This is a genomic window from Geodermatophilus obscurus (assembly GCF_900115395.1).
In the GTDB taxonomy this organism is placed as follows: domain Bacteria; phylum Actinomycetota; class Actinomycetes; order Mycobacteriales; family Geodermatophilaceae; genus Geodermatophilus; species Geodermatophilus obscurus_B.
Genome location: NZ_FOWE01000007.1, coordinates 69,197 through 92,471 on the forward strand (window position 1 = coordinate 69,197; position 23,275 = coordinate 92,471).

Annotated in this window: 19 protein-coding genes; 6 read left to right on the forward strand and 13 right to left on the reverse strand. The window is 75.1% G+C overall.

Annotation, left to right across the window (positions count from 1 at the left end; all coding sequences use genetic code 11):
• Positions 1-36: 36 nt before the first annotated feature.
• From BM165_RS14780 to BM165_RS14790, 3 genes are read right to left on the reverse strand one after another with little or no spacing between them, the layout of a single operon-like run.
• The gene (locus tag BM165_RS14780) at positions 37-1,260 is read right to left on the reverse strand and encodes a CPBP family intramembrane glutamic endopeptidase (RefSeq protein ID WP_075014320.1); all 1,224 of its coding nucleotides are present in this window, start codon (positions 1,258-1,260) and stop codon (positions 37-39) included.
• The gene (gene gltX / locus BM165_RS14785) at positions 1,257-2,744 is read right to left on the reverse strand and encodes a glutamate--tRNA ligase (RefSeq protein ID WP_075014321.1); all 1,488 of its coding nucleotides are present in this window, start codon (positions 2,742-2,744) and stop codon (positions 1,257-1,259) included. The genes BM165_RS14780 and gltX overlap by 4 nt, the downstream gene beginning before the upstream one ends.
• Positions 2,741-3,553, reverse strand: coding sequence for a fumarylacetoacetate hydrolase family protein (locus BM165_RS14790; RefSeq protein ID WP_075014322.1), 813 nt, complete (start codon positions 3,551-3,553; stop codon positions 2,741-2,743). The genes gltX and BM165_RS14790 overlap by 4 nt, the downstream gene beginning before the upstream one ends.
• 54 nt (positions 3,554-3,607) lie before the next feature.
• Here BM165_RS14790 and BM165_RS14795 point away from each other — a divergent pair, with 54 nt between their 5' ends.
• Positions 3,608-3,988, forward strand: a complete 381-nt coding sequence (locus tag BM165_RS14795; protein WP_075014323.1) for a VOC family protein — start codon at positions 3,608-3,610, stop codon at positions 3,986-3,988.
• Positions 3,989-4,004: 16 nt separating this feature from the next.
• A complete protein-coding gene (locus BM165_RS14800) occupies positions 4,005-4,334 on the forward strand; it encodes a putative quinol monooxygenase (RefSeq protein ID WP_075014324.1) in 330 nt (109 codons plus the stop codon).
• Positions 4,335-4,419: 85 nt separating this feature from the next.
• Here the strand turns inward: BM165_RS14800 and cimA are convergent, their stop codons facing one another.
• The 3 genes from cimA to serA all read right to left on the reverse strand — a co-directional run bounded on the left by cimA (position 4,420) and on the right by serA (position 8,834).
• On the reverse strand, positions 4,420-6,018 hold the full coding sequence (cimA, locus tag BM165_RS14805) for a citramalate synthase (RefSeq protein ID WP_075014325.1): 1,599 nt from the start codon (positions 6,016-6,018) through the stop codon (positions 4,420-4,422).
• 176 nt (positions 6,019-6,194) lie between these two features.
• Positions 6,195-7,217: a 3-isopropylmalate dehydrogenase gene (locus BM165_RS14810; RefSeq protein ID WP_075014326.1), complete on the reverse strand. Its 1,023-nt coding sequence runs from the start codon at positions 7,215-7,217 to the stop codon at positions 6,195-6,197.
• Between the two features lie 15 nt (positions 7,218-7,232).
• Positions 7,233-8,834, reverse strand: coding sequence for a phosphoglycerate dehydrogenase (gene serA, locus BM165_RS14815; protein WP_075014327.1), 1,602 nt, complete (start codon positions 8,832-8,834; stop codon positions 7,233-7,235).
• A gap of 195 nt (positions 8,835-9,029) precedes the next feature.
• Between serA and BM165_RS24815 the strand changes: the two genes are divergently transcribed.
• The 3 genes from BM165_RS24815 to BM165_RS14830 all read left to right on the forward strand — a co-directional run bounded on the left by BM165_RS24815 (position 9,030) and on the right by BM165_RS14830 (position 10,943).
• Positions 9,030-9,854, forward strand: coding sequence for a hypothetical protein (locus BM165_RS24815; RefSeq protein WP_075014328.1), 825 nt, complete (start codon positions 9,030-9,032; stop codon positions 9,852-9,854).
• Positions 9,855-9,856: 2 nt separating this feature from the next.
• Positions 9,857-10,261, forward strand: a complete 405-nt coding sequence (locus BM165_RS14825) for a hypothetical protein (protein WP_075014329.1) — start codon at positions 9,857-9,859, stop codon at positions 10,259-10,261.
• Between the two features lie 115 nt (positions 10,262-10,376).
• Positions 10,377-10,943 (forward strand): hypothetical protein, encoded by a 567-nt coding sequence (locus tag BM165_RS14830; RefSeq protein WP_075014330.1) that lies wholly within the window; start codon positions 10,377-10,379, stop codon positions 10,941-10,943.
• A gap of 64 nt (positions 10,944-11,007) precedes the next feature.
• Here BM165_RS14830 and ilvC read toward each other — a convergent pair whose 3' ends face one another.
• The 6 genes from ilvC to ilvD form a co-directional block, all read right to left on the reverse strand.
• The gene (ilvC, locus tag BM165_RS14835) at positions 11,008-12,036 is read right to left on the reverse strand and encodes a ketol-acid reductoisomerase (RefSeq protein WP_075014331.1); all 1,029 of its coding nucleotides are present in this window, start codon (positions 12,034-12,036) and stop codon (positions 11,008-11,010) included.
• A gap of 35 nt (positions 12,037-12,071) precedes the next feature.
• Positions 12,072-12,599: an acetolactate synthase small subunit gene (gene ilvN / locus BM165_RS14840; RefSeq protein WP_075014332.1), complete on the reverse strand. Its 528-nt coding sequence runs from the start codon at positions 12,597-12,599 to the stop codon at positions 12,072-12,074.
• Between the two features lie 98 nt (positions 12,600-12,697).
• Complete coding sequence (locus BM165_RS14845; RefSeq protein WP_075014333.1) at positions 12,698-14,566, reverse strand: acetolactate synthase large subunit; 1,869 nt, start codon at positions 14,564-14,566, stop codon at positions 12,698-12,700.
• A gap of 233 nt (positions 14,567-14,799) precedes the next feature.
• Positions 14,800-17,466: a putative bifunctional diguanylate cyclase/phosphodiesterase gene (locus BM165_RS14850; protein ID WP_075014334.1), complete on the reverse strand. Its 2,667-nt coding sequence runs from the start codon at positions 17,464-17,466 to the stop codon at positions 14,800-14,802.
• Positions 17,459-20,218, reverse strand: a complete 2,760-nt coding sequence (locus BM165_RS14855) for a putative bifunctional diguanylate cyclase/phosphodiesterase (RefSeq protein ID WP_143108176.1) — start codon at positions 20,216-20,218, stop codon at positions 17,459-17,461. Before BM165_RS14855 ends, BM165_RS14850 begins: the two co-directional genes overlap by 8 nt.
• Positions 20,219-20,286: 68 nt before the next feature.
• Complete coding sequence (gene ilvD / locus BM165_RS14860) at positions 20,287-21,987, reverse strand: dihydroxy-acid dehydratase (protein WP_075014336.1); 1,701 nt, start codon at positions 21,985-21,987, stop codon at positions 20,287-20,289.
• Between the two features lie 83 nt (positions 21,988-22,070).
• On the opposite strand from ilvD, the gene BM165_RS14865 reads away from it, so the two are divergent.
• Positions 22,071-22,907 (forward strand): helix-turn-helix transcriptional regulator, encoded by an 837-nt coding sequence (locus BM165_RS14865; RefSeq protein ID WP_075014337.1) that lies wholly within the window; start codon positions 22,071-22,073, stop codon positions 22,905-22,907.
• On the opposite strand, the gene BM165_RS14870 is transcribed toward BM165_RS14865, so the two are convergent.
• A complete protein-coding gene (locus tag BM165_RS14870) occupies positions 22,889-23,269 on the reverse strand; it encodes a PH domain-containing protein (protein ID WP_244274239.1) in 381 nt (126 codons plus the stop codon). The genes BM165_RS14865 and BM165_RS14870 overlap by 19 nt on opposite strands.
• Positions 23,270-23,275 lie beyond the last annotated feature (6 nt).

A 23,275-nucleotide genomic window follows, 5' to 3' on the forward strand; every position in this document is an offset into this window, starting at 1 on the left:
CGCGGACGACGATACCCGACGCCCGGACCGGACGTGTCACCACCCCCGGGCCCGCGGGTCGCCGGCCGGGACGCGCAGGTCCCGCGCCTCCGTGAGCACCTCGAACCGCAGCCGCCGGCGCGAGGCCGCCACCAGCGCCACGTAGGAGCCCATGGCCAGCAGCGTGAGCAGCAGGGACACCAGCCCGACGCCCGCCGGGACCTCCTCGGTCGCGACGCCGTCGCCGAGCGTCCCGAACAGGACGAAGACCAGCACGTTGTTGACCGCGTGCAGCACGATCGCGGCCTCGAGGCCGCCGGTGAGCCACACCACGGCCGAGGCGGCCAGGCCGAAGGCGAACCGGTCGAGGAAGGTGACGACGTCGCCGGGCGCGTGCGCCAGCGAGAACAGCGCGGCCGTGAGGACCGCGGCGGTCACCGCCCCGGCGCGCGGGCTGCGCATCCACCCGGCGATCGCCTGCGAGAAGTAGCCGCGGAACACGTACTCCTCGGCGGCCGACTGCAGCGGCGTGGTGAGCACCACGACCAGCAGCAGCCAGCCGAGGTCGTCGACCGGGCCGGTCACCTCCGTGTCGTCGAGCAGGAACGTCAGCGCCACCGACAGGCCGATCCCCACCCCGAGGGTGGCCAGCGCCCGCAGGGTGAGCGGCACGAACAGCCGCCACCGCAGCCGCGCCAGCACCGACGACGACCACCCCGACCGCATGCCGTGGGCGGCCACCCACAGCAGCCAGACGATCGGGATCGCCACGATGAGCGAGAGGTTGGTGAGCAGCAGCACGCCCGGGTCGACCAGGTCGAGCAGCTGCAGGTCCGGCTCGACCCCGGTCAACAGGACCAGCAGCACGACGACGAAGGCCGCGACGACGTAGGCCACCGTGAACAGCAGCAGGCCCAGCAGCGGCCGCCACCACGCCCAGTCCCGGGTGCGCATCGCCAGCAGGTAGGGCACCGGCACGTCGTGGGGCGACGTCCCCGGCGGCGGCGCGAGGCGCACCCCCGGCGGGAACGGCGCCGGGCCCGCCGGCTGCCACGGCGGGGCGCCCGGCGGGTGGCTGTGCGGACCCTGCTGCGGCGGCACCGGCCCCAGCGGCCAGGGCACCGGCCCGAGGACGCCGCCGGGCGGCCCGGCGCCGCGGTGCGGGGCCCCGGGGACGAACGGCGGCGCGCCGTAGGGGCCCGTGGGCGGCGGGCCGGTGTAGGGCTCGTCGGCGGGCTCGCCGGGGGGCGGCCCGAACGGCCCCGCCCAGGGGGCGCTCATCCGCGCGTGTGCTGCTCGCGGGCGGTCTCGAGGCGGCGCACCGTCCGGTCCCGGCCGAGCAGCTCGATCGACTCGTAGAGCGGCGGGGAGACCGCCCGCCCGCTGACCGCCACCCGCACCGGCCCGAAGGCCTGGCGCGGCTTACGGCCGAGCCCCTCGACCAGCGACTCCTTGAGCGCCTGCTCGATGGCCGGTGTCGTCCACTCGGGGAGGTCGCGCAGCGCGGTGGCCGCGGCGTCGAGCACCTCGCCGTCCTCGGGCCGCAGGTTCTTGGCCGCGGCGGCGGGGTCGACCACGACGTCCTCGGTGAAGAGGAAGCCCAGCAGGTTCACGGCGTCGGAGAGGACCACGGTGCGCTCCTGGGCCATCGGCGCGATGGCGCGCAGCACCCGGTCCTGCTCGGGCGTGGGCGGCTCGGCGACCAGCCCCGCGGCGGCGAGGAACGGGACGACCCGGGCGACGTACTCCTCCACCGGCAGCGCGCGCACGTGGGTGGCGTTGATCGCCTCGGCCTTCTTGACGTCGAAGCGCGCGGGGTTGGCGCTGACCCGGGTGACGTCGAAGCTCTCGGCCAGCTCGGCCATCGAGAACACGTCGCGGTCCTCGGCGATCGACCAGCCCAGCAGCGCCAGGTAGTTGGCGAACCCCTCGGGCAGGAAGCCGCGCTCGCGGTAGACGTCGACGTTGGACGTGGGGTCGCGCTTGGAGAGCTTCTTGTTGCCCTCGCCGGTGACGTAGGGCAGGTGGCCGAACCGGGGGGTGCCGCTCGCGACCCCGACGTCGGTCAGAGCGGCGTAGAGGGCGAGCTGGCGGGGCGTGGAGGGCAGCAGGTCCTCGCCGCGCAGCACGTCGGTGACGCCCATCAGGGCGTCGTCGACGGGGTTGACGAAGGGGTACAGCGGGGCGCCGTTGGCGCGGACGACGACGAAGTCGGGCACCGAGCCGGCGGCGAAGCGCACCTCCCCGCGCACCAGGTCGGTCCAGGTGAGGTCCTCGTCGGGCATCCGCAGCCGCAGCACCGGCTCGCGGCCCTCGGCGCGGAAGGAGGCCTTCTGCGCGTCGGTGAGAAAGCGGTCGGCGTCGTCGTAGCCGAGCTTGGGGTCCTGCCCGGCGGCCAGCCGGCGGGCCTCGACCTCCTCGTTGGTGGAGAACGACTCGTAGAGGTGCCCCGCCTCGAGCAGCTTCCCGGCCACCTCGCGGTAGACGTCGGAGCGCTCGGACTGCCGGTAGGGGCCGTGCGGGCCACCGACCTCGGGACCCTCGTCCCAGTCCAGGCCGAGCCAGCGCAGGCTGTCGAGCAGGTGCCGGTAGGACTCCTCGGAGTCGCGGGCGGCGTCGGTGTCCTCGATGCGGAAGACGAACGTGCCGCCGGTGTGCCGGGCGTGCGCCCAGTTGAACAGGGCGGTGCGCAGCAGCCCGACGTGCACCGCGCCCGTCGGCGAGGGGCAGAAGCGGGTGCGGACGGTGGTCGCCGGGGTGGTCATCGGGCGCCGCCCGCGGTGGAGGCGGTGTCGGCGCCGCTCACGCCGTTGACCAGCGAGCCGAGGCCCTCGACCGCGCACTCGACGCGCTGGCCGGGCCGGATGGGCCCGACGCCGGCCGGGGTGCCGGTGAGCACGACGTCGCCGGGCAGCAGCGTCATGACCTGCGAGATGTAGCTGACCAGCGTCGGGACGTCGAACAGCAGCTGGCTGGTGCGCCCGGCCTGCCGCGGCTCGCCGTCGACGGTGCAGGTGATCTCCAGGTCGGACGGGTCCTTCCCCAGCGCGGGGAGGTCGGTCTCGATCCACGGGCCGAGCGGGCAGAAGGAGTCGAACCCCTTGGCGCGGGTCCACTGCCCGTCGGCCCGCTGCATGTCCCGCTCGGTGACGTCGTTGCCGATCGTGTAGCCGAAGACCGCGCCCGGGACCTGCTCGGGGGTGAGGTTGCGGGCCCCCCGTGCACCGATGACGACGGCGAGCTCCACCTCGTGGTGCACGTCGGTGCTGCCGGCGGGGATGCGGATGGCGTCGCCCGGGCCGATGACCGACGTCGAGGGCTTGAGGAACAGCAGCGGGCGCTCGGGCGCGTCGCCGGTGTTCATCTCCTTGACGTGGTCGGCGTAGTTCTTGCCGACGCAGACCACCTTGCTCGGCAGGATCGGCGAGAGCAGCCGGACGTCGGCCTGCGGGAAGCGCTGGCCGGTGAAGGAGATGGTCCCGAACGGGTGGCCCTCGATCTGGGCTACCTGGCCGTCCCCGTCGAGGACGCCGAAGGACATGCCCGAGGGCGAGGCGAAGCGGACGATGCGCACGCCGTCGAGGCTACTGACCCCGCGCACCGCGGCCGCCCGCCCTACGGTGACCGGGTGGCCTGCCGCCTGAGCGAGATCGTCGTCGACAGCCGGGACCCGGAGGGCCTCGCCGCGTGGTGGGCCGAGGTGCTCGGGTACCGGGTGCTCGGCCGCGACGACGACGGCGCCGTGGAGATCGGGCCGGAGGCCGGCTTCGGCGGCGCGGCGCCGACGCTGGTGTTCGCGCCGGTGGCCGACCCCTCGCCGCAGAAGTCGCGGCTGCACCTCGACGTCAACGCCACCGACCGCGACCAGGACGCCGAGCTGCAGCGCCTGCTCGACCTCGGCGCGACGCGCGCCGAGGTCGGCCAGACCGGCGAGGAGTCCTGGTACGTGCTCGCCGACCCCGAGGGCAACCCGTTCTGCCTGCTGCGCCGCCGGCTCGACCCGCTGTGACACCGAGGAGGTCCCCGTGATCCTGATCGTCATCAAGTTCCCCGTCCGCCCCGACCGGATCGAGGAGTTCCGGGCGAAGGCCGACGAGTACGCGGCCGCGGTGAACGCCGAGGAGGGCAGCCTCTTCTTCGAGTGGTCGCGCAGCGTGCTGGAGCCGGACACGTTCGTCTGCATCGAGGGCTTCCGCGACTCCGACGCCGGCGCCTCGCACGTGGCCACCCCGCACGCGAAGGCGGCCTTCGACTGGATGTCGGACCTGGTCGCCGAGCAGCCGCAGATCATCTACGTGGACGCACCCGAGGTGAGCGGCTTCGGCCCGATGGGCGAGGTGCAGCCGAGGGGGTGACGCCGCCCGTCGCGGTGACGTGCGGTCGGGGCGCGTTCCGTGCACGGGGAGCGCCACGGCCGCACGTCACCGGCGGGGCGCCGGCCTACCGGTGGCGGACGGCGTAGGTGAGCGCGTCGACCAGCGCGTGCCAGGAGGCCTCGACGATGTTGGCGTGGACGCCCACGGTGGTCCACTCCCCCGCGCCGTCGGTGGTGTCGACGAGCACGCGGGTGGTCGCCCCCGTGCCGCCGTTCCAGCCGAGGATGCGGACCTTGTAGTCGGCCAGCGAGACGTCGGCCAGCTGCGGGTGGCGGCTGACCAGCGCCTGCCGCAGTGCGTTGTCCAGGGCGTTGACCGGGCCGTTGCCCTCGGCGGTGCTGATCACCCGCTCGGTGGTGCCGTCGGCGGCGGGCAGGTGCACCTTCACCGTCGCCTCGCTGACGACCACGCCGTTGCCCCAGTGCTCGACCGTCGTCCGGTAGCTCTCCAGCGTGAACAACGGATCGGGCGCACCGAACAGCTGGGCGCGCAGCAGCAGCTCGAAGGAGGCGTCGGCGGCCTCGAACGACCAGCCCTCGGCCTCGAGCACCTTCACCTGGTCGACGACGCGGCCGATGGCGTCGGCGTGCCCGGCGAGGTCGACGCCGAGCTCGCGGCCCTTGAGCTCGACCGAGGCCCGGCCGGCCATCTCGGTCACCAGGATCCGCATGTCGTTGCCGACGACGGCCGGGTCGAGGTGGTTGTACAGCTCGGGGGCGACCTTGATCGCGCTGGCGTGCAGGCCGGCCTTGTGCGCGAACGCCGAGGCGCCGACGTAGGGCTGGTGGTCGTCGGGGGCGATGTTGGCCAGTTCGGCGACGGCGTGGCTGACCCGCTGCAGCTCGGCCAGGCACTCCCGCGGCACCACCTGCAGGCCCATCTTGGTCACCAGGTTGGCGACCAGCGCGAAGGTGTCGGCGTTGCCCGCGCGCTCGCCGTAGCCGTTGGCGGTGCCCTGCACGTGGGTGACCCCGGCCTCGACGGCGGCCAGTGAGTTGGCGACGGCGCACCCGGTGTCGTCCTGGCAGTGGATGCCCAGCCGCCCCTCGACCCGCGACCGGACGTCGGCCACCACCCGGCCCACCCCCATCGGCAGCATGCCGCCGTTGGTGTCGCACAGGACGCCGACCTCCGCGCCGGCGCCGAACGCGGCCTGCAGCACCTGCACGCCGTAGCCGGGGTCGGCGGCGTACCCGTCGAAGAAGTGCTCGCAGTCGACGAACACGCGGCGGCCGTGCGCGACGAGGAACGCGACGGTGTCGGCCACCATCGCGAGGTTCTCCTCGAGCGTCGTGCGCAGCGCGTCGCGGACGTGGCGCACGTCGGACTTCGCCACCAGGCACACCACCGGCGTCTGCGCATCGAGCAGAGCGCGCACCTGGGGGTCGTCCTCGACGGCGACGCCGGCCCGGCGGGTGGCGCCGAACGCGACGAGCACCGCGTGCCGCAGGTCCAGCTCGGTGCGGGCACGGGCGAAGAACTCGGTGTCCTTCGGCAGCGCCCCGGGCCAGCCGCCCTCGATGTAGCCCACGCCCACCTCGTCGAGCAGCCGGGCGACGGCGAGCTTGTCGGCGACGGAGAAGCTGATCCCCTCGCGCTGCACGCCGTCCCGCAGCGTGGTGTCGAAGACGTGGAGGTCGGGGGTGCTGGTGTCGCTGGCCACGGGGACTCCCGGGAGACGGACGGCGATCGGGCCCCTCACACGAAGAAGACCCCCCGGGAACGGAGGGTCTGCGCGCGGTCGGGGTGGTGACCGCGCGCTAGCCGATGATGAGGGTGGTGCCGATGGGGACCATCGCGGCGCAGTCTAGCCCCGCCTCCCCGGTCCCCCGCCCGTGCCTATCCCCCGGCCAGGGCGGCCAGCCGGTCGCCGACCTCGGTCGTGCGCACCCGGCCGCGCGGGTCGCGCGTGGACAGGTCGAAGGCGACGGCGGCGCCGACCTTGCGCGCCTGGTCGGTGCGGCCCAGGTGGTCGAGCAGCAGGGCCACCGACAGCACGGTCGCCGTCGGGTCGGCGACGCCCTGACCGGCGATGTCGGGTGCCGATCCGTGCACCGGCTCGAACATGCTCGGATTGGTGCCCGAGACGTCGAGGTTGCCGCTGGCGGCCAGGCCGATGCCGCCGGTGACCGCCGCCGCGACGTCGGTGACGATGTCGCCGAAGAGGTTGTCGGTGACGATGACGTCGTAGCGGCCCGGGTCGGTGATGAAGAACATCGACGCGGCGTCGACGTGCTGGTAGGTGACGGTGACCTCGGGGAACTCCGCGCCGACCTCCTCGACCGTCCGCGACCACAGCGACCCGGCGTGGGTCAGCACGTTGGTCTTGTGGATCAGCGTGAGGTGCCGGCGCGGGCGGGCGGTGGCCCGCTCGAAGGCGTAGCGCACCACCCGCTCGACGCCGAAGGCGGTGTTGAGGCTGACCTCGGTGGCCACCTCGTGCGGGGTGTCCCGGCGCAGCACGCCGCCGTTGCCGACGTAGGGACCCTCGGTGCCCTCGCGCACGCAGAGCATGTCGATCTCGCCCGGCTCGGCGAGCGGGCTGCGGACGCCGTCGTAGAGCTTCGCCGGCCGCAGGTTCACGTGGTGGTCGAGCTCGAAGCGCAGCCGCAGCAGCAGGCCGCGCTCGAGGATGCCCGGCGGCACGCCGGGGTCGCCGATCGCGCCGAGCAGGATCGCGTCGTGCCCGCGCAGCTCGTCGAGCACGGTGTCGGGCAGCAGCTCACCGGTGCGCTGCCAGCGGGTGGCGCCGAGGTCGTAGTCGGTCGTCTCCAGGTCGGGCGCGACCGACCGGAGGACCTTGAGGCCCTCGGCCACCACCTCGGGGCCGATGCCGTCTCCCGCGATCACAGCCAGGCGCATGGCGACGACCCTAGGTCAGCGCGGGTCGAGGTCGGCGGAGCGGGCCTCGCGCGCGCCGATCCGCTCGGCGATGTCGGCGAGGAGGTCCGCGCCGACCGGGCTGTCGACGGTCACCGCCATGAGCGCCTCGCCGCCGCGGGTGGTCCGGCTGACCTGCGCGCCGGCGATGTTGATCCCGGCCTCGCCGAGCGCCGCGCCGACGGCGCCGACGACCCCGGGGCGGTCCTGGTAGACGAAGAACAGCAGGTGGCCCGACAGGTCGAGGTCCATGTCGAACCCGTCGACCTCGACCAGCTTCGGCACCTGGTTCTTGCCGAACAGCGTCCCCGCGACGGCGACCTCGCGGCCGTCGGCCATGACACCGTGCACCCGGACGAGGTTGCGGTAGTCGGGGCTCTCGACGTCGCTGGTGAGCGTGACGTCGAGCCCGCGCTGCTCGGCCAGCAGCGGCGCGTTGACGTAGGTGACCTGCTCCTCGACGACGTCGGAGAAGACGCCCTTGAGGACGGCGAGCTGCAGCACGGAGTCGTCGAACTCGGCGAGCTTGCCGCGCACCTCGACGACCACCGACTGGGCCAGGCCGCCGGCCACCGCGGTGAACACGGTGCCGAGCTTCTCGGCCAGCGGCAGCCCGGGCCGGACCTCCTCGGCGACCACGCCGCCGGCCTGCACGTTCACCGCGTCGGGCACGAACTCGCCCTGCAGCGCCAGGCGCACCGAGTGGGCGACGGCGGTGCCGGCCTTGTCCTGCGCCTCCGTCGTCGAGGCACCCAGGTGCGGGGTGACCACGGTGTTGGGCAGCGCGAACAGCGGGCTGTCGGTGGTCGGCTCGGTGGCGTAGACGTCGATGCCCGCGGCTCCGACCTGGCCCGAGCGCAGCGCGTCGGCCAGCGCGGCCTCGTCGACCAGGCCCCCGCGGGCGGCGTTGACGACGATCACCCCGCGCTTGGTGGTGGCCAGCTCCTCCGCGCCGATCAGCCCGAGGGTCTCCGGCGTCTTCGGCAGGTGGACGGTGATGAAGTCGGCCTCGCGGAGCAGCTCCTCCAGCGACACCATGCGCACCCCGAGCTGGGCGGCGCGGCCGGGCTGGATGTAGGGGTCGTAGGCGATCAGCGTGGTGCCGAAGGCGGCCAGCCGCTGGGCGACCAGCTGGCCGATCCGGCCCAGCCCGACGACGCCCACCACCTTGTCGGTGACCTCGACGCCCATGAACCTCGACCGCTTCCACGCCCCCTCGCGCAGCGACGCGTCGGCGGCCGGGATCTGGCGGGCGGCGGCCAGCAGCAGCGCGACGGCGTGCTCGGCGGCGCTGACGATGTTCGACGTCGGCGCGTTGACCACCATCACGCCGCGCTCGGTGGCGGCCGCGACGTCGACGTTGTCCAGGCCGATGCCGGCCCGCGCCACGACCTTCAGGTTCGGCGCTGCCGCCAGCGCCTCGGCGTCGATCCGGGTGGCGCTGCGGATCATCACCGCGGCGGCGTCGGCGAGGGCGGGCAGCAGGGCGGACCGGTCGGCGCCGTCGACGTGGCGGACCTCGACGTCGCCGCCGAGCACCTCCAGCACGCTGGGAGCGAGTTCCTCGGCGATCAGGACGACGGGCGCGCTCGGGGTCACGGGACCACAGCGTAGGGACGAGGGGCGCCGCTCCCCTCCCCCGCCCCTGCGTCCGCGCCGGTCACGGGCCGGGAACTTCCCGCACCAGCGGCCACGACACCCCGCCCGGGTGAGGAGCGTGTTTGCCGTCGCCGGGACGCCCCCGCATCCTGGCGGCCAGCAGCACCGGCACGGGCCGGCGCCTCGGAGGGGACCATGACCGACTTCAGCAAGGACCGGGACGGGAACCAGGATCCCGGCCAGGGGGGCGCCACGCCGTACGGCTCGTCGCCCCACGGCCAGCAGGACCCGTCGTCCGGCTCGTCCTACGGGCAGCCGCCGGAGCAGTACGGACAGCAGCAGTACGGACAGCAGCAGTACGGCCAGCAGCAGTACGGCCAGCCGCAGTACGGCCAGCAGCAGTACGGCACCGAGCCCTACGGCCAGCAGGGGTACCCGCAGCAGTACGGGCAGCAGTACGGGCAGCCCTACGGCCAGCCGGGGTACCCGCAGCAGTACGGGCAGCAGGGCTACGACGCCCAGCAGTACGGCCAGTACGGCCAGGGCGCGGTCCCGGCCAAGCCGGGCGGCGTCGTCACCGCGGCCGTCCTCGGCTTCGTCTTCGGCGCCATCGGCGTCCTGGTCAGCCTGCTGCTGATCTTCGCCGGGGCGGTGGCGAGCGGCGCCGGCGGCGGCCTGGACGAGGAGATCCCCGGCTTCGGCGCGGTCGCCGGCGCCGTCGGTGGCGTCATCCTGGTGTTCGGCCTGCTCGTGCTGCTGTGGACGGTCCTGACCATCTGGGGCTCGATCTGGGCGCTGACCGGCCGCAGCCGGGTGCTGCTCATCGTGGCCGGCTCGATCGCGCTGGCCTTCACCGGCCTGGGGCTCGTCGGCAACCTGGCCGACGCCGGCGACGCGGGTGCGGGCGGCATCATCACCAGCCTGCTGTTCTTCCTCGGCGCGCTGGCGATCGTCGTCCTGCTGTCGCTGAAGCCGGCCGCCGCGTTCTTCGCCGCCCACCGCGCCCGCCGGGGCCGCTGACGGTGGCCGACGGCCGCACGCCGGTCCCGCGCCCGGTCCCGGTCCGCGTCGCCGCGGGTCTGGGCCTGCTGGTGGCCGCCTACACCCTGGTGTCTGCCGTGCCCCTGTTCGCAGGCGTCTCGATCGGCGTCGGCTACGCGCTCTTCGGCGCCGTGTTCCTGGGCGTCTCCGTGCTCGCGGCCGTCGGCTCCGTCCGCGCGCTGAGCGGCCGGGGCGGCGGGCTCCTCTCCGCCGCGGGCGCCGTCTTCGCCGGCCTGGCGGCGCTGGGCCTCGTCCTGGGTGTGGTCAGTGGCCGCGACGCCGGGGTCCTGCCCCTGGTGCTGATCGCCGTCGGGGTGGCCGTCGTCGTGCTGCTCACCCGTCCGGAGTCCCGGGCCTTCTTCGCCGCCACCCGCGGCGGGCGCTGAGCCCTCACCCGTCCGGGGCGGTCGGCGTCCTCGGTACCGCCGCGGGCCTCCGGACTCCCCCTACGCTCCGCCGACCGCCCGACCGGCGCGGTTCCGTCCAGAGGAGAACGCAGCCATGACCACCCCGAGCCCCCACGAGCCCACCCCGCCGGGAGGTCAGCCCGGGTCCTACGGCCAGCAGCCCCACGGCCAGGCGCCCTACGGCCAGCAGCCGTACGAGCAGCAGCCCTACGGGCAGCCGGCGCCCTACGGCGGCTCCGGCGGACCGTCCCCGTACGGCGGTGCCCCGGCCGGCAGGCGACCCGGCACCGTGACCGCCGCGGCGGTCATCGGGATCGTGTGGGGCGCGATCGGCGCGCTCTTCTCCCTGCTGGTCATGCTCGCCGCGTTCAGCCTGGGCGCGACCCTGATCGGGCTGCTCCTGCTGCTCTCCCTGGCGGCCTACGTCGCGCTCCTGGCCGGCGGCATCTCGGTGCTGCAGGGCAAGTCGCCGAAGCTGCTGCTCTACACCGCCTACGCACTGGTGGCGCTGGGGCTGCTGAGCTTCGTCCTCTCGCTGTTCCAGGACGGCGGCAACGCGGCCAGCGGCATCATCGGCCTGCTGATCACCGCGGCCATCGCGGTGCTGCTGCAGCAGCCGCAGTCGAAGCAGCACTTCGCCGCGCGGGGCACGTCGTACTGACCTCCCGACACAGGACGGCCCCCGCTGCCGGCAGGCAGCGGGGGCCGTCCTCCGTTCCGGGACCTCACCCGCGGGCGGCGGTGCCCGTGTAGTCGTCGGAGGCCGACACCCAGCTCATCAGGCCACGCAGCTTGCGCCCGGTCTCCTCGATCGGGTGCGCCTCGGCCTCGGCGCGGCGGCGCTTGAAGTCCGGCGCCCCGGCGTCCTGGTCGGCGATGAAGGCCGCGGCCCAGGAGCCGTCCTTGATGGCGGCCAGGACCTCCTGCATCGACTGCTTGACGCGCGCGTCGATGATCTTCGGGCCGGAGGTGTAGTCGCCGTACTCGGCGGTGTCGGACACCGACCAGCGCTGCTTGGCGATGCCGCCCTCGTACATGAGGTCGACGATCAGCTTGAGCTCGTGCAGGCACTCGAAGTAGGCGACCTCGGGCTGGTAGCCGGCCTCGGTGAGGGTCTCGAACCCGGCGGTGATCAGCGCGCTGGCGCCACCGCACAGGACGGCCTGCTCGCCGAAGAGGTCGGTCTCGGTCTCCTCGGCGAACGTCGTCCTGATGACGCCGGCGCGGGTGCCGCCGATGGCCTTGGCATAGGACAGCGCCAGCTGCAGCGCCTCCCCGCTCGCGTCCTGCTCGACGGCGACCAGGCAGGGCACGCCCTTGCCGTTCTCGTACTCGCGGCGCACCAGGTGGCCGGGGCCCTTGGGGGCGACCATCGCGACGTCGACGCCGGCCGGGGGCTTGACGTAGCCGAACCGGATGTTGAACCCGTGGCCGAAGAACAGCGCGTCGCCGTCCTGCAGGTTGGGCTCGACCGACTCGGTGTAGAGCGTCCGCTGCACGTGGTCGGGCGCCAGGATCATCACGAGGTCGGCCTCGGCCGCCGCCTCGGCGGGGGTGACCACGCGCAGGCCCTCGGCCTCGGCCTTCGCGCGGCTCTTCGAGCCCTCCGGCAGGCCGACGCGGACGTCGACCCCGGAGTCGCGCAGCGACAGCGCGTGGGCGTGGCCCTGGCTGCCGTAGCCGATGACGGCGACGGTGCGCCCCTGGATGATCGACAGGTCGGCGTCGTCGTCGTAGAAGATCTCGGCGGCCATGCGGTGGTGCTCCTTCGTGGGTGGGTCGGGCGGGTCTAGGCGGTGCGGTCGACCGGGCGCAAGGTACCGGCGCCGCTCATCGAGCGCGGTCCCCTGCCCAGGGCGACGGTGCCCGACTGCGCCATCTCCTTGATCCCCAGCGGGGCGAGGACGGCGAGCAGGGCCTGCAGCTTGTCGGGGGTGCCGGTGGCCTCGAGGGTCACCGTGTCGGTGTTGACGTCGACGACGCGGGCGCGGAAGAGCTCGGCGGTCTGCAGCACGGTGGTGCGGTCGGCCAGGGGTGCGCGGACCTTGACCAGCAGCAGCTCGCGCTGCACGGCCGCGCCGCCGTCCAGCTCGACGATCTTGATGACCTCGATCAGCTTGTTGAGCTGCTTGGTCACCTGCTCCAGCGGCGCGGACTCGGCGTCGACGACGATGGTCATCCGCGACAGGTCGGGGTTCTCCGTCGGCCCGACGGCCAGCGACTCGATGTTGAACGCGCGCCGGCTGAACAGCGCCGAGACGCGTGCCAGCACACCGGACTTGTTCTCGACCAGGACGGACAGGGTGTGGCGGGTCATGTGCCCGACGTTCCTTTCGAAGCGGATCGCCACCGGCGGCCGGCCCCGCTTCAGGGACCCGCGCCGAGCGGAGCGAGGGGTGGGGGGAAGCGGGGTCCTTACACCTGGTTGTCGCCGAAGACGGGGCGCAGCCCGCGTGCGGCCAGGATGTCGTCGTTGCTCGCACCGGCGGCGACCATCGGCCACACCTGGGCGTCGGCGCCGACGACGAAGTCGATGACGACCGGGGCGTCGGTGATGGCCATGGCCTTCTCGATCACCGAGTCGACGTCGTCCTTGGACTCGCAGCGCAGGCCCACGCAGCCCAGGGCCTCGGCCAGCGCGACGAAGTCGGGGATGCGCACCGCCTTGGGGGTGCCGTCGGCGTTCCGGGCGTGCAGCCGGGTGTTGGAGTAGCGGCCCTCGTAGAACAGCGTCTGCCACTGGCGGACCATGCCGAGGTTGCCGTTGTTGATGACGGCGACCTTGACCGGGATGCCCTCGATGGCGCAGGTGGCCAGCTCCTGGTTGGTCATCTGGAAGCAGCCGTCGCCGTCGATGGCCCAGACGGTGGCCTCGGGCCGCCCGTACTTGGCGCCCATGGCCGCGGGGACCGCGTAGCCCATCGTGCCCAGCCCGCCGCTGTTGAGCCAGGTGCCCGGCTTCTCGTAGCGGATGAACTGGGCGGCCCACATCTGGTGCTGGCCGACGCCGGAGGTGTAGATCGCGTCGGGGCCGGCGATCGTGCCGAGCCGCTCGATGACGTACTGCGGGGACAGCGAACCGTCCTCGGGCTCGTCGTAGCCGAGCGGGTAGCGGGTGCGCCAGTCGTCGAGCTGCTCCCACCAGGCGGCGAGGTCGGGCGTGCGGCCGGCCTCGTGCTCGGCCCGCAGCGCGGTCACCAGCTCGGCGATCGTCTCGCGGGCGTCGCCGACGATCGGGACGTCGGCCTTGCGGTTCTTGCCGATCTCGGCCGGGTCGATGTCGGCGTGCACGACGAGCGCGCCGGGCGCGAAGGTGGCCAGCTGGCCGGTCACCCGGTCGTCGAAGCGGGCCCCGAGGGCGACCAGGACGTCGGCCTTCTGCAGCGCGGTGACCGCGGCGACGGTGCCGTGCATGCCGGGCATGCCCAGGTGCTGCGGGGAGCTGTCGGGGAAGGCGCCGCGGGCCATCAGCGTCGTCACGACGGGCGCGCCGGTCAGCGCGGCGAGCTCGGCGAGCTCCTCGGTGGCGCGCGCCTTGAGCACGCCCCCGCCGACGTAGAGGACCGGGCGGCGGGCGCCGGCGATCAGCGCCGCGGCCTCGCGGACCTGCTTGCCGTGCGGGCGGGTGGTCGGCTTGTAGCCGGGCAGGTCCATCCGCGGCGGCCAGGCGAAGTCGGTGGTGGCCTGCAGGACGTCCTTGGGGATGTCGACGAGGACCGGGCCGGGGCGGCCGGTCGAGGCCAGGTGGAAGGCCTCGGCGATCCGCTGCGGGATGGACGCCGGGTCGGTGACCAGGAAGTTGTGCTTGGTGACCGGCATCGTGATGCCGCGGATGTCGGCCTCCTGGAAGGCGTCCGTGCCGATCGCGGCGCTGGGCACCTGGCCGGTGATGGCGACCATCGGGACGGAGTCCATGTAGGCGTCGGCCAGCGGGGTGACCAGGTTGGTCGCGCCCGGCCCGGAGGTGGCGATGCAGACGCCGACCCGGCCGGTGGCCTGCGCGTACCCGGTGGCCGCGTGGCCGGCGCCCTGCTCGTGGCGGACGAGGACGTGGCGCACGCGCGAGTCGAACAGCGGGTCGTAGGCCGGGAGGATCGCGCCGCCGGGGATGCCGAAGACCACCTCGACCCCGACGGCCTCCAGCGAGCGGACGAGGCTCTGCGCGCCGGTGATGCCGGTGGCGGGCTCGGCGGCGGACTCGGCGAGCGAGCGGGCCGTCGTCTCGACACCGGTGAGCGCCGCGGCGGCCTCACGGGTGGCGGACTCACTCGGGGTGGTGCTCATGCGGGGCGTCTCCTGGGCCGGACGTGCGGGTGGTCGTGCGGTTCGGGTGCCTGCTCGGGCAACAAAAAACCCCTCGTGCCGAGGGCACAGAGGGGTCCAGCGCGTCGGTCGGGCGACCGGCGCGCTAGGCGACTACGGGGAGCAGGCAGGCGGAGGGCACGGGGACAGAGTGCGCCTCCGCCCGCCCCGGCGTCAACCAGGCCGTCCCGCACAATGGGACCGTGTCGGCCGGCCTATGGGACGGCGAGCGGCACCGGGGCCGGGCCGGGCAGCACCGCGGGGTCGAAGCCGTCGACGACCGCGGGCAGGTCGGCGGCCGCGACCGGGCGCCCGACCAGCCAGCCCTGCAGGAAGCGGCACCCGAGCCGGCCGAGCACCTCGGCCTGCTCGCGGGTCTCCACGCCCTCGGCGACGACGTCCATGCCCAGGGTGCGGCCGAGGTCGATGACACTGCCGACCAGCGCCGCGCCGCGGGGGTCGGTCTCGATGCCGGAGACGAACCCGCGGTCCATCTTCAGCACCTGCACCGGCAGCCGGGCGAGGTAGGCCAGCGAGGACCAGCCCTTGCCGAAGTCGTCGAGGGACACGATGCAGCCCAGCGCCGACAGTTCGGCGAGTTCGGCGAGCAGCCGCTCGTCGTCGTCCATGAGGACGCTCTCGGTCACCTCGATCATCAGCATCCGGGGCGGCAGGCCGCTGCGCTGCAGCGCGCGGGTGACGTCGGCGACCAGGCACCGGGCCTGCAGGTGGCGCACGGACATGTTCACGCCGAGCTTGAGGTCGCGGCCGCAGGCGACCAGCCGCGCGTGCGCGGTGGTCGCCTGCTCCAGGACCCACCGCTGCAGCGGGACGATCAGGCCGTCCTCCTCGGCCAGGCCGATGAACTCCTCCGGGGACACCACCCCGAGCTCGGGGTGGTCCCAGCGGACGAGCGCCTCCACCCCGAGGACGCGCCGCTCCGCGGTGCCGGCCACCGGCTGGAAGACCAGCCGAAGCTGGCCGCCCGTGATGGCGGTGGGCAGGTCGCGGGCCAGGCGGCTGCGCCGGGCGGACTCCGCCACGAGGGCCTCCCCCGACGCCCGGACGCCGTTCTTGCCCTGCGCCTTGACGGTGCGCAGCGCGAGGTCCGCCTCGCGGACGGTCGCCGAGGCGTCGGCCCCGGCGAGCACCTCGGTGACGCCGACGCTGGCCGAGACGCGCAGCAGGGGCCCCGTCTCGCCGTGGCGGCGGGTGGAGTCCAGCCGGGCGACCAGTCGCTCGGCGAGGGTGAGTGCCTGCGCGGGCCCGCCGTCGACGACGAGGGCGAACTCGTCACCGCCGAGCCGGGCGACCAGGTCGGTGTCGCGTGCCTCGGCGCGCAGCGAGTCGGCCACCTCGCGCAGCAGCCGGTCCCCCGCGTCGTGGCCGGCGACGTCGTTGACCGCCTTGAACCCGTCGAGGTCGACGAGCAGCACACAGGAGCTGCGGCCCCGGCCGGCGCGGTCGAGGGCGTCCTGCAGCGCGGCCATGAACCGGGCCCGGTTGGGCAGGCCGGTCAGCGAGTCGGTGTAGGCCATCCGCTCGAGCTCGCGGTGGCTGGCCCGCCGCTCGGTGACGTCGCGCAGGTGCAGGACCAGGCCGTCACCGGTGCGGCGGCCGCCGGTGCGGGCGGCGCCCGAGACCTCGACGTCGCGCCAGCTGCCGTCGGGGGCGCCCAGCCGGCCGGTCGCCGGCAGGCCCTCGGAGGAGCCGTCGTCGAGGGCCGCGACGACCCGCGCGACGAGGTCGGCGTCCTCCTCGTGCAGCAGGTCGACCAGCAGGCGGCCGCGCAGGTCGGCCTCGTCCCGGCCGAGCTGGGCCCGCACCGGACCGGACGCCGAGGTGATCGCGCCGGTCGCGTCGAGGACCACGGTCACGGCGTCGCCGCTGTGCACCAGCGCCCGGAACCAGCCCTCGGTGCGCTGGAGGCGGCGGGTCAGCCGGGCGGCGTCGAGGGCCCAGAACAGCGTGCGCGCCGAGGTGAGCAGGAGCAGCAGCACGGCACAGACGGCCTCGGCGACCTCCATCGGCCGTCCCACGACCACGCCGCCGGTGAGGCCGAGGAGCGCGGCGGTGGCCGCGGCGTGGGCGACGACCCCGCCGCGCAGGGGCAGCGCGCGACGCCGTCCGCGGGCGGGCCCGGTGCCGGGCCGGTCGGCGGCGGCCGCGCAGACGGCGGCGGCGAGCATGGTCAGCCAGGCCAGGGCGGTGACCGCCCGCCACGGCTCGGCGCCGGCGTGCGGGGCGCGGCCGGCCGCGCCGCAGACCGCGACGACGGCCATGGCCACGAAGCAGGCCAGCAGCCAGGCGGCGGGACGGCGGCGGTCCTCGGACACGGCGGTGACGGTGACCAGGCCGACGCCGCACAGGACCGCGCCGACCAGCGGGTAGCCGACCGCGATGAGGCCCTGAGCCGGTCCGCGGACGGCGTCGAGCAGGCCGCTGAGCAGGACGTCGCCGAGCAGCGCGACCGCTCCGGTGACGACCAGGCCGTCGAGCCACACGCGGGTCCCCAGGCGCCGCTGCTCCCGCGGCGGCAGCAGGAGCACGGCGGCGGCCACGGAGACCGGGAGGGCGAGCAGGGTCGGCAGGTCCTCCACGCCGCCGGACGTGAGGTCACGCGCGGGCCGGGCGAGGGCGAGCAGCTGACCGGCGGCGAGCAGGGCGCCGGCGACGGCGAGCGCGTCCCACGGGCGGCGCACCGGCTGCGGCAGCTGCCGCGCCCGGCGGGCCAGGACCAGGGCGACGGCCGCCGAGCCGAGGGCCAGGGCTGCCGGCACCATCCGGTCCGCGGCCGCGGCGTCACCGGCGTGCAGCGCGGCGACGCCGCCCCCGAGCAGGACGAGGAGGGCGAGGACGGCGCGGGAGGAGGCGTCAGGCACCGCGGGTCACCTGCACCGCCGGCTGCTCCTCCGGCTGCTGCGCCGGCGCTACCGACCGGCCGACGAGGCCCGGCCACAGCGTGCCGGCGTCGTCCTCCAGCACCTGCACCAGCTCGGCGAGCGGCAGCGGGCGCGACAGGAGGAACCCCTGGGCGAAGCCCATGCCCATGCCCCGCAGCACGCCGAGCTGGGCCGGGGTCTCCACGCCCTCGGCGACGACGTCGACGCCCAGCGCGCGGCCGATGGTCACCACCGACTCGCACAGCGCGCGGCTGTGCCGGTCCCGGTCTACCCGGGAGACGAAGGCGTGGTCGAGCTTGAGCACGTCGATCGGCAGCCGGGTCAGGTCCGCCAGCGAGGAGGAGCCGGTGCCGAAGTCGTCGAGGGCGACGTGCACTCCCATGAGCCGCAGCGCCGCCATGTCGCCGGCTGCCACGCCTCCGGTGGCGGGGTCGCCGTCGGAGGGGACAGCGGCCTCGGTGATCTCGAGGACCAGGCGCTCGGGGGTCAGCCCGGAGGCCGACAGGGCGGTGACGACGTCGTCGACGAGGGTGCGGGCGGCGATGTGCGCGGCGGAGATGTTGACGCCCAGCCGCAGCGGGACGCCGGTGGGGGCGGGCAGCCCGGCGACGGCCGCGGTGGCCTCGTGCAGCGCCCACCGCTGGAGCTCGGCGATGGCGCCGGCCCGCTCGGCGATCGGGACGAACTCCCGCGGCGGGACCTCCCCGAGCTCGGGGTGCCGCCAGCGCAGCAGCGCCTCGACGCCGGTGATCCGCTGCTCCTCCATCGACACGATCGGCTGGAAGGCCAGCCACAGCTCACCGCGCGCGGCGGCGCCGGCGACGTCCTGGCGCAGCCGCTCCCTGCGGATGCCGGCCTGGCCGAGCGCCGGGGTCCACACGGTGGCGCGGGCGCGGCCGGAGGTCCGGGCAGTGGCGACCGCCAGCTCGGCACGCGCGGTCAGCTCCGCGACGTCGAGACCCGGCTCGACGAGCACGACCCCGACGTCGGCGGTGAGGTCGAAGACCCCGGCGGCCGTGACCACCGGCTGCTCCACCACCGCCACGCAGCGGTCGGCCAGCAGGACAGCGGTGTCGGCGTCGCCGGCCGCGAGCACCCCGAAGGTCCCGCCGGCCATGCGGGCGACGACCTCCTCGCCCCGGACGGTGGCGCGCAGCCGCCCGCCGAGCTCGACCAGGACGGCCGTGACCGTGTCGCGCCCGGCGTGCTCGCGCACCTCGTCGAGGCCGCGGACGTCGACCACGAGCAGCGCGGTCGCCGGCCGTCCGGCCTCGCCTGCCTCGGCGGTGACGGCGCCGGTCGCGGTCTCGAGCGCGACGTCCCAGCCGGCCCGGTTGGGCAGCCCGGTCAGGGCGTCGGTGTAGGCGACCTCGGCCAGCGCGCGCTCCCGGGCCTCGCGCTCGGTGACGTCGCGGCAGTGCAGCACCACCGCGCCCACGACGTCGTCGCCGCGCAGGTCGGAGATGCTCGCCTCCAGGCGGCGGGTGCCGCCGGCGGCGTCGCGGACGCGCAGGGTGAGCAGGCCGGGGTCCTCCTCGGCGCCCTCACCGGTGCTCTCGAGGACCCGGCGCAGGGCGGCGGCGTCGGCGGGGTGCAGCGTGCCCGGCCGACCGGCCGCGCCGGTGAGCAGGTCCCGGCCGGCGAGCTCCGCGGGCGTCGTGCCGAGCAGCGCGGCCAGGGTCGGGGAGGCCCAGCCGACCCGGAGCCGGCGGTCGAGCAGGAGGACCGCCTCGCGCGTCGAGTGCAGCAGGTTGCGCAGGTAGGCCACGTCGTGGCGCAGCCGGGCGCTGCGCTGGTGCTCCTCGCGGGCGGTCACCCAGCGGTGGGCCGCCGCGAGGGCGACGCACAGCAGCGCGCCGGCGAGGGTGACGCGGGTGGGCCGGGCGCCCAGGGCCAGGGGGACGACGACGAGGCCGACCACGGCGACGAGGGCCAGGTGCGGCAGCACCGAGCGCAGCTGGACGGCGGGGCCGCTGCCGGCACCGGGGCGCTCCCCCGTCCGCGCGCCGGTGTCGAGGACCCGGGCGAGCACGAGCAGCGCCAGGCCGACGACGACGGCCACCCGCGTGGCCGGGACGACGTCGGAGGCGCCGAGCAGCGCCGCGGAGGTGCCGGTGCCGCGGCCGGCGCACAGGGCGAGGACACCACCGAGGAGCGCGACGGCCATGCGCTGCCGGTGCGCCTCGACGGCGCCGAGCACGGTGAGCGCGGCCGCCATGGTGGCGGCGGTCGCGACGACGGCCGCGCCGAGCACCAGCTGGGCGCCGATCGAGAGCGTGCCCCAGCTGTTGCCCGGGCCCACCAGGAGCAGCTGCATGACCACGACGGCCGCGACGCCGAAGAGGGCCAGCTCGAGCACCGTGCGCCGGCAGGCACCGCGCAGCCGGGGGCGCTCCACCATGCCGAGCAGCGCCACCACGGCGACGACGTAGCCGGGGACCGTGGGCAGCCACCGCAGCACCACCTGGTGCAGCGTGGTGTCCGACCGCACCGCGAGGCTGAGCACCAGGCCGAGGACGGGGAAGAGCGGGGCGAGGGCGAGCAGTCGCCAGGGCCGGTCGGCGGGGTCGGCCGAGCGGCTGGCCGTCCACAGCGCGGCCGACGTGGCGACCCCGGCCAGGGCGGCGACGCCGTCACCCAGGGGGTGCAGCGCCGGGACGACCGCGGCGAGGACGCAGGTCGCAGCCGCCGGCACGGCGGCCGCGAGCAGCCACCTCGTCGCTTGGGTCACACCCCCCTGTCGGCACCGCGGGAGCCCGGGGACAGGGCTGACGGGCTCCGCTCACCCCATGGGGGTGCTCAGCCGCAGATGGCCCCCTGGGCGGCCGAGCCGACGAGCTTGGCGTACTTGCCGAGGACGCCGGTGGTGTAGCGCGGGGGCAGCGGCTGCCAGTCCTGCCGGCGCCGGGCCAGCTCGTCGTCGTCGACCAGGAGGTCCAGCGTGCGGGCGGCCAGGTCGAGCCGGATGCGGTCGCCGTCCCGCACGAACGCGATCGGGCCGCCGTCGGTGGCCTCCGGCGCGACGTGGCCGACGCACAACCCGGTCGTCCCGCCGGAGAAGCGCCCGTCGGTGAGCAGCAGGACGTCCTTGCCGAGGCCCGCCCCCTTGATCGCGCCGGTGACGGCGAGCATCTCGCGCATGCCGGGGCCGCCCCGCGGGCCCTCGTAGCGGATGACGACGACGTCGCCGGGCTGCAGCGTGCCCTCGGTGACGGCGTCCATGGCGCCCTGCTCGCCGTCGAAGACGCGCGCGGTGCCCTCGAAGACGTCGGCGTCGAAGCCGGCCGACTTCACGACCGCGCCCTCCGGCGACAGCGAGCCGCGCAGGATCGTCAGGCCGCCGGTCTTGTGGATCGGGTCGCTCATCGCGTGCACGATCGTGCCGTCGAGGTCGGGCGGGGCGATCTCGGCGAGGTTCTCGGCCATCGTCCTCCCGGTCACGGTGAGCGTGTCGCCGTGCAGCAGGCCGGCGTCGAGCAGCGCCCGCAGGACCACCGGGACCCCGCCCACGCGGTCGATGTCGGTCATCACGAACCGGCCGAACGGCTTGACGTCGGCCAGGTGCGGGGTGCGGTCGCCGATCCGGTTGAAGTCGTCGAGGGTGAGGTCGACCTGCGCCTCGTGCGCGATCGCCAGCAGGTGCAGGACGGCGTTGGTGGAGCCGCCGAGCGCCATGACCACGGTGATCGCGTTCTCGAACGCCTGCTTGGTCATGATCTGGCGGGCGGTGATGCCCTGGCGCAGCAGGTTCACCACGGCCTCGCCGGAGGCGACGGCGAAGGCGTCGCGGCGGCTGTCGGGGGCCGGCGGGGCGGCGCTGCCGGGCAGGGCCATGCCCAGCGCCTCGGCCACGCTGGCCATGGTGTTGGCGGTGTACATGCCGCCGCAGGAGCCCATGCCCGGGCAGGCGGCGCGCTCGACGGCGGCCAGCTCGTCCTGGGTGATGAGCCCGCGGGCGCAGGCGCCGACGGCCTCGAAGACGTCGATGATCGTGAGGTCGTCGCGGTCGCCGAGCTTCCCGGGCAGCGTGGAGCCGGAGTAGAGGAAGACGCTGGCGAGGTCGAGGCGCGCGGCGGCCATGAGCATCCCGGGCAGCGACTTGTCGCAGCCGGCGAGCAGCACCGAGCCGTCGAGGCGCTCCGCGAACATGACCGTCTCGACCGAGTCGGCGATGACCTCGCGGCTGACCAGCGAGGCGCGCATGCCCTCGTGGCCCATGGAGATGCCGTCGGAGACGGAGATGGTGCCGAACTCCAGCGGGAAGCCGCCGGCGGCGTGCACGCCCTCCTTGGCCCGCTTGGCCAGGCGGTCCAGCGACAGGTTGCAGGGGGTGATCTCGTTCCAGGACGAGGCGACGCCGATCTGCGGCTTCTCCCAGTCGTCGTCGCCCATGCCGACGGCGCGCAGCATCGCCCGGGCCGGGGCCCTGGTGATGCCGTCGGTCACCTCGCGGCTGCGGGGCTTGACGTCGGCGCTGGTGCGGGGCTCCACGGTCGTCACGAGCGCCGAGGGTAGGCGCGGTCCGGGCCCCTGCCGAGGGGGCGTTGATACTGGTACCGCCACCACCACCGAGGAGGTCGTCCGTGGACCCCGCCGCGCGCCGCGAACTCGCCGAGTTCCTGCGCTCGCGCCGCCACCAGGTCGACCCGCGGGACACCGGGCTGCCGCCGGGGGGCGCGCGCCGCACCCCCGGCCTGCGCCGGGAGGAGGTCGCGCTGCTGTCGGGGGTCAGCTCCACCTGGTACACGTGGCTCGAGCAGGGCCGCGACATCCACCCCTCGCGCCAGGTGGTCGACGCGCTGGCCCGCACGCTGCGGATGTCGCCGGCCGAGCACGGCTACGTGCTGCGGCTGACCGGCCACGGCGGCCCGGCCCCGGCCGACCCCGCGCAGGAGGTGCCGGGGCACGTGCAGCGCCTGCTCGACGCGCTGGGCCCCTCCCCCGCCTACGCCCTCACCGCGGGCTGGACGATCGCCGGCTGGAACCGCGCCTACCAGCGGCTCTACCCCGGCGTGGCCGCCGTCCCGGCGAGCGGACGCAACCTGCTGGAGCTGGTGTTCACCGACCCCGCGGTGCGCGCACTCCTCGGCGACTGGCCGACCGACAGCCGGCGCTTCCTCACCCAGTTCCGCGCCGAGGTCGGCGCCCGGCTGGCCGACCCGGTCGTGGTCGACCTGGTCACCCGGCTGGAGGCGGCCAGCCCGGACTTCCGCGCCGGCTGGGCCAGCCACGACGTCGACCGCTTCAGCTCCGCCGAGCGCCGCTTCGAGCACCCGGAGGTCGGCACGCTGCTGCTGGAGCACCACCAGCTCACGCCCGCCGACGCGCCCGGACTGCAGGTGGTCGTCTACACCGCGGTCGCCGGCAGCGGGACCGCCGCGCGGCTGGCGGCGCTGGCCGGTCAGGCGGAGGGCGGCTGAGGGACGTCGAAGCGCCCCCCGGACCAGCCGGCCAGCCGCGGCAGGTCGCGGGCCCGCAGCACCGGCAGCCGCACCTCCCCGCCGCCGCGGGTGACCAGTCGCAGCCGGGCGCTGCGGACGACCCGGATGCCGGTCAGGTCGTCCCAGGCCACCCGGCGCTGCCCGAGCAGCCCGCGCGTGGTGATGCCGCCGTCGTCGACGTCGACGCCCACCCGCAGCACCCAGACCGCCGCGAGCAGCGGCAGCAGCAGGACGAGGGCGGCGAGCGGCGAGGCCGCCGCGAAGGGCAGCATGCAGACGGCGAGGAACACGACGGGGAGCAGTGCGACCCGGCTCAGCCGCATCCGTGCGAGGACAGCCACGTCCGC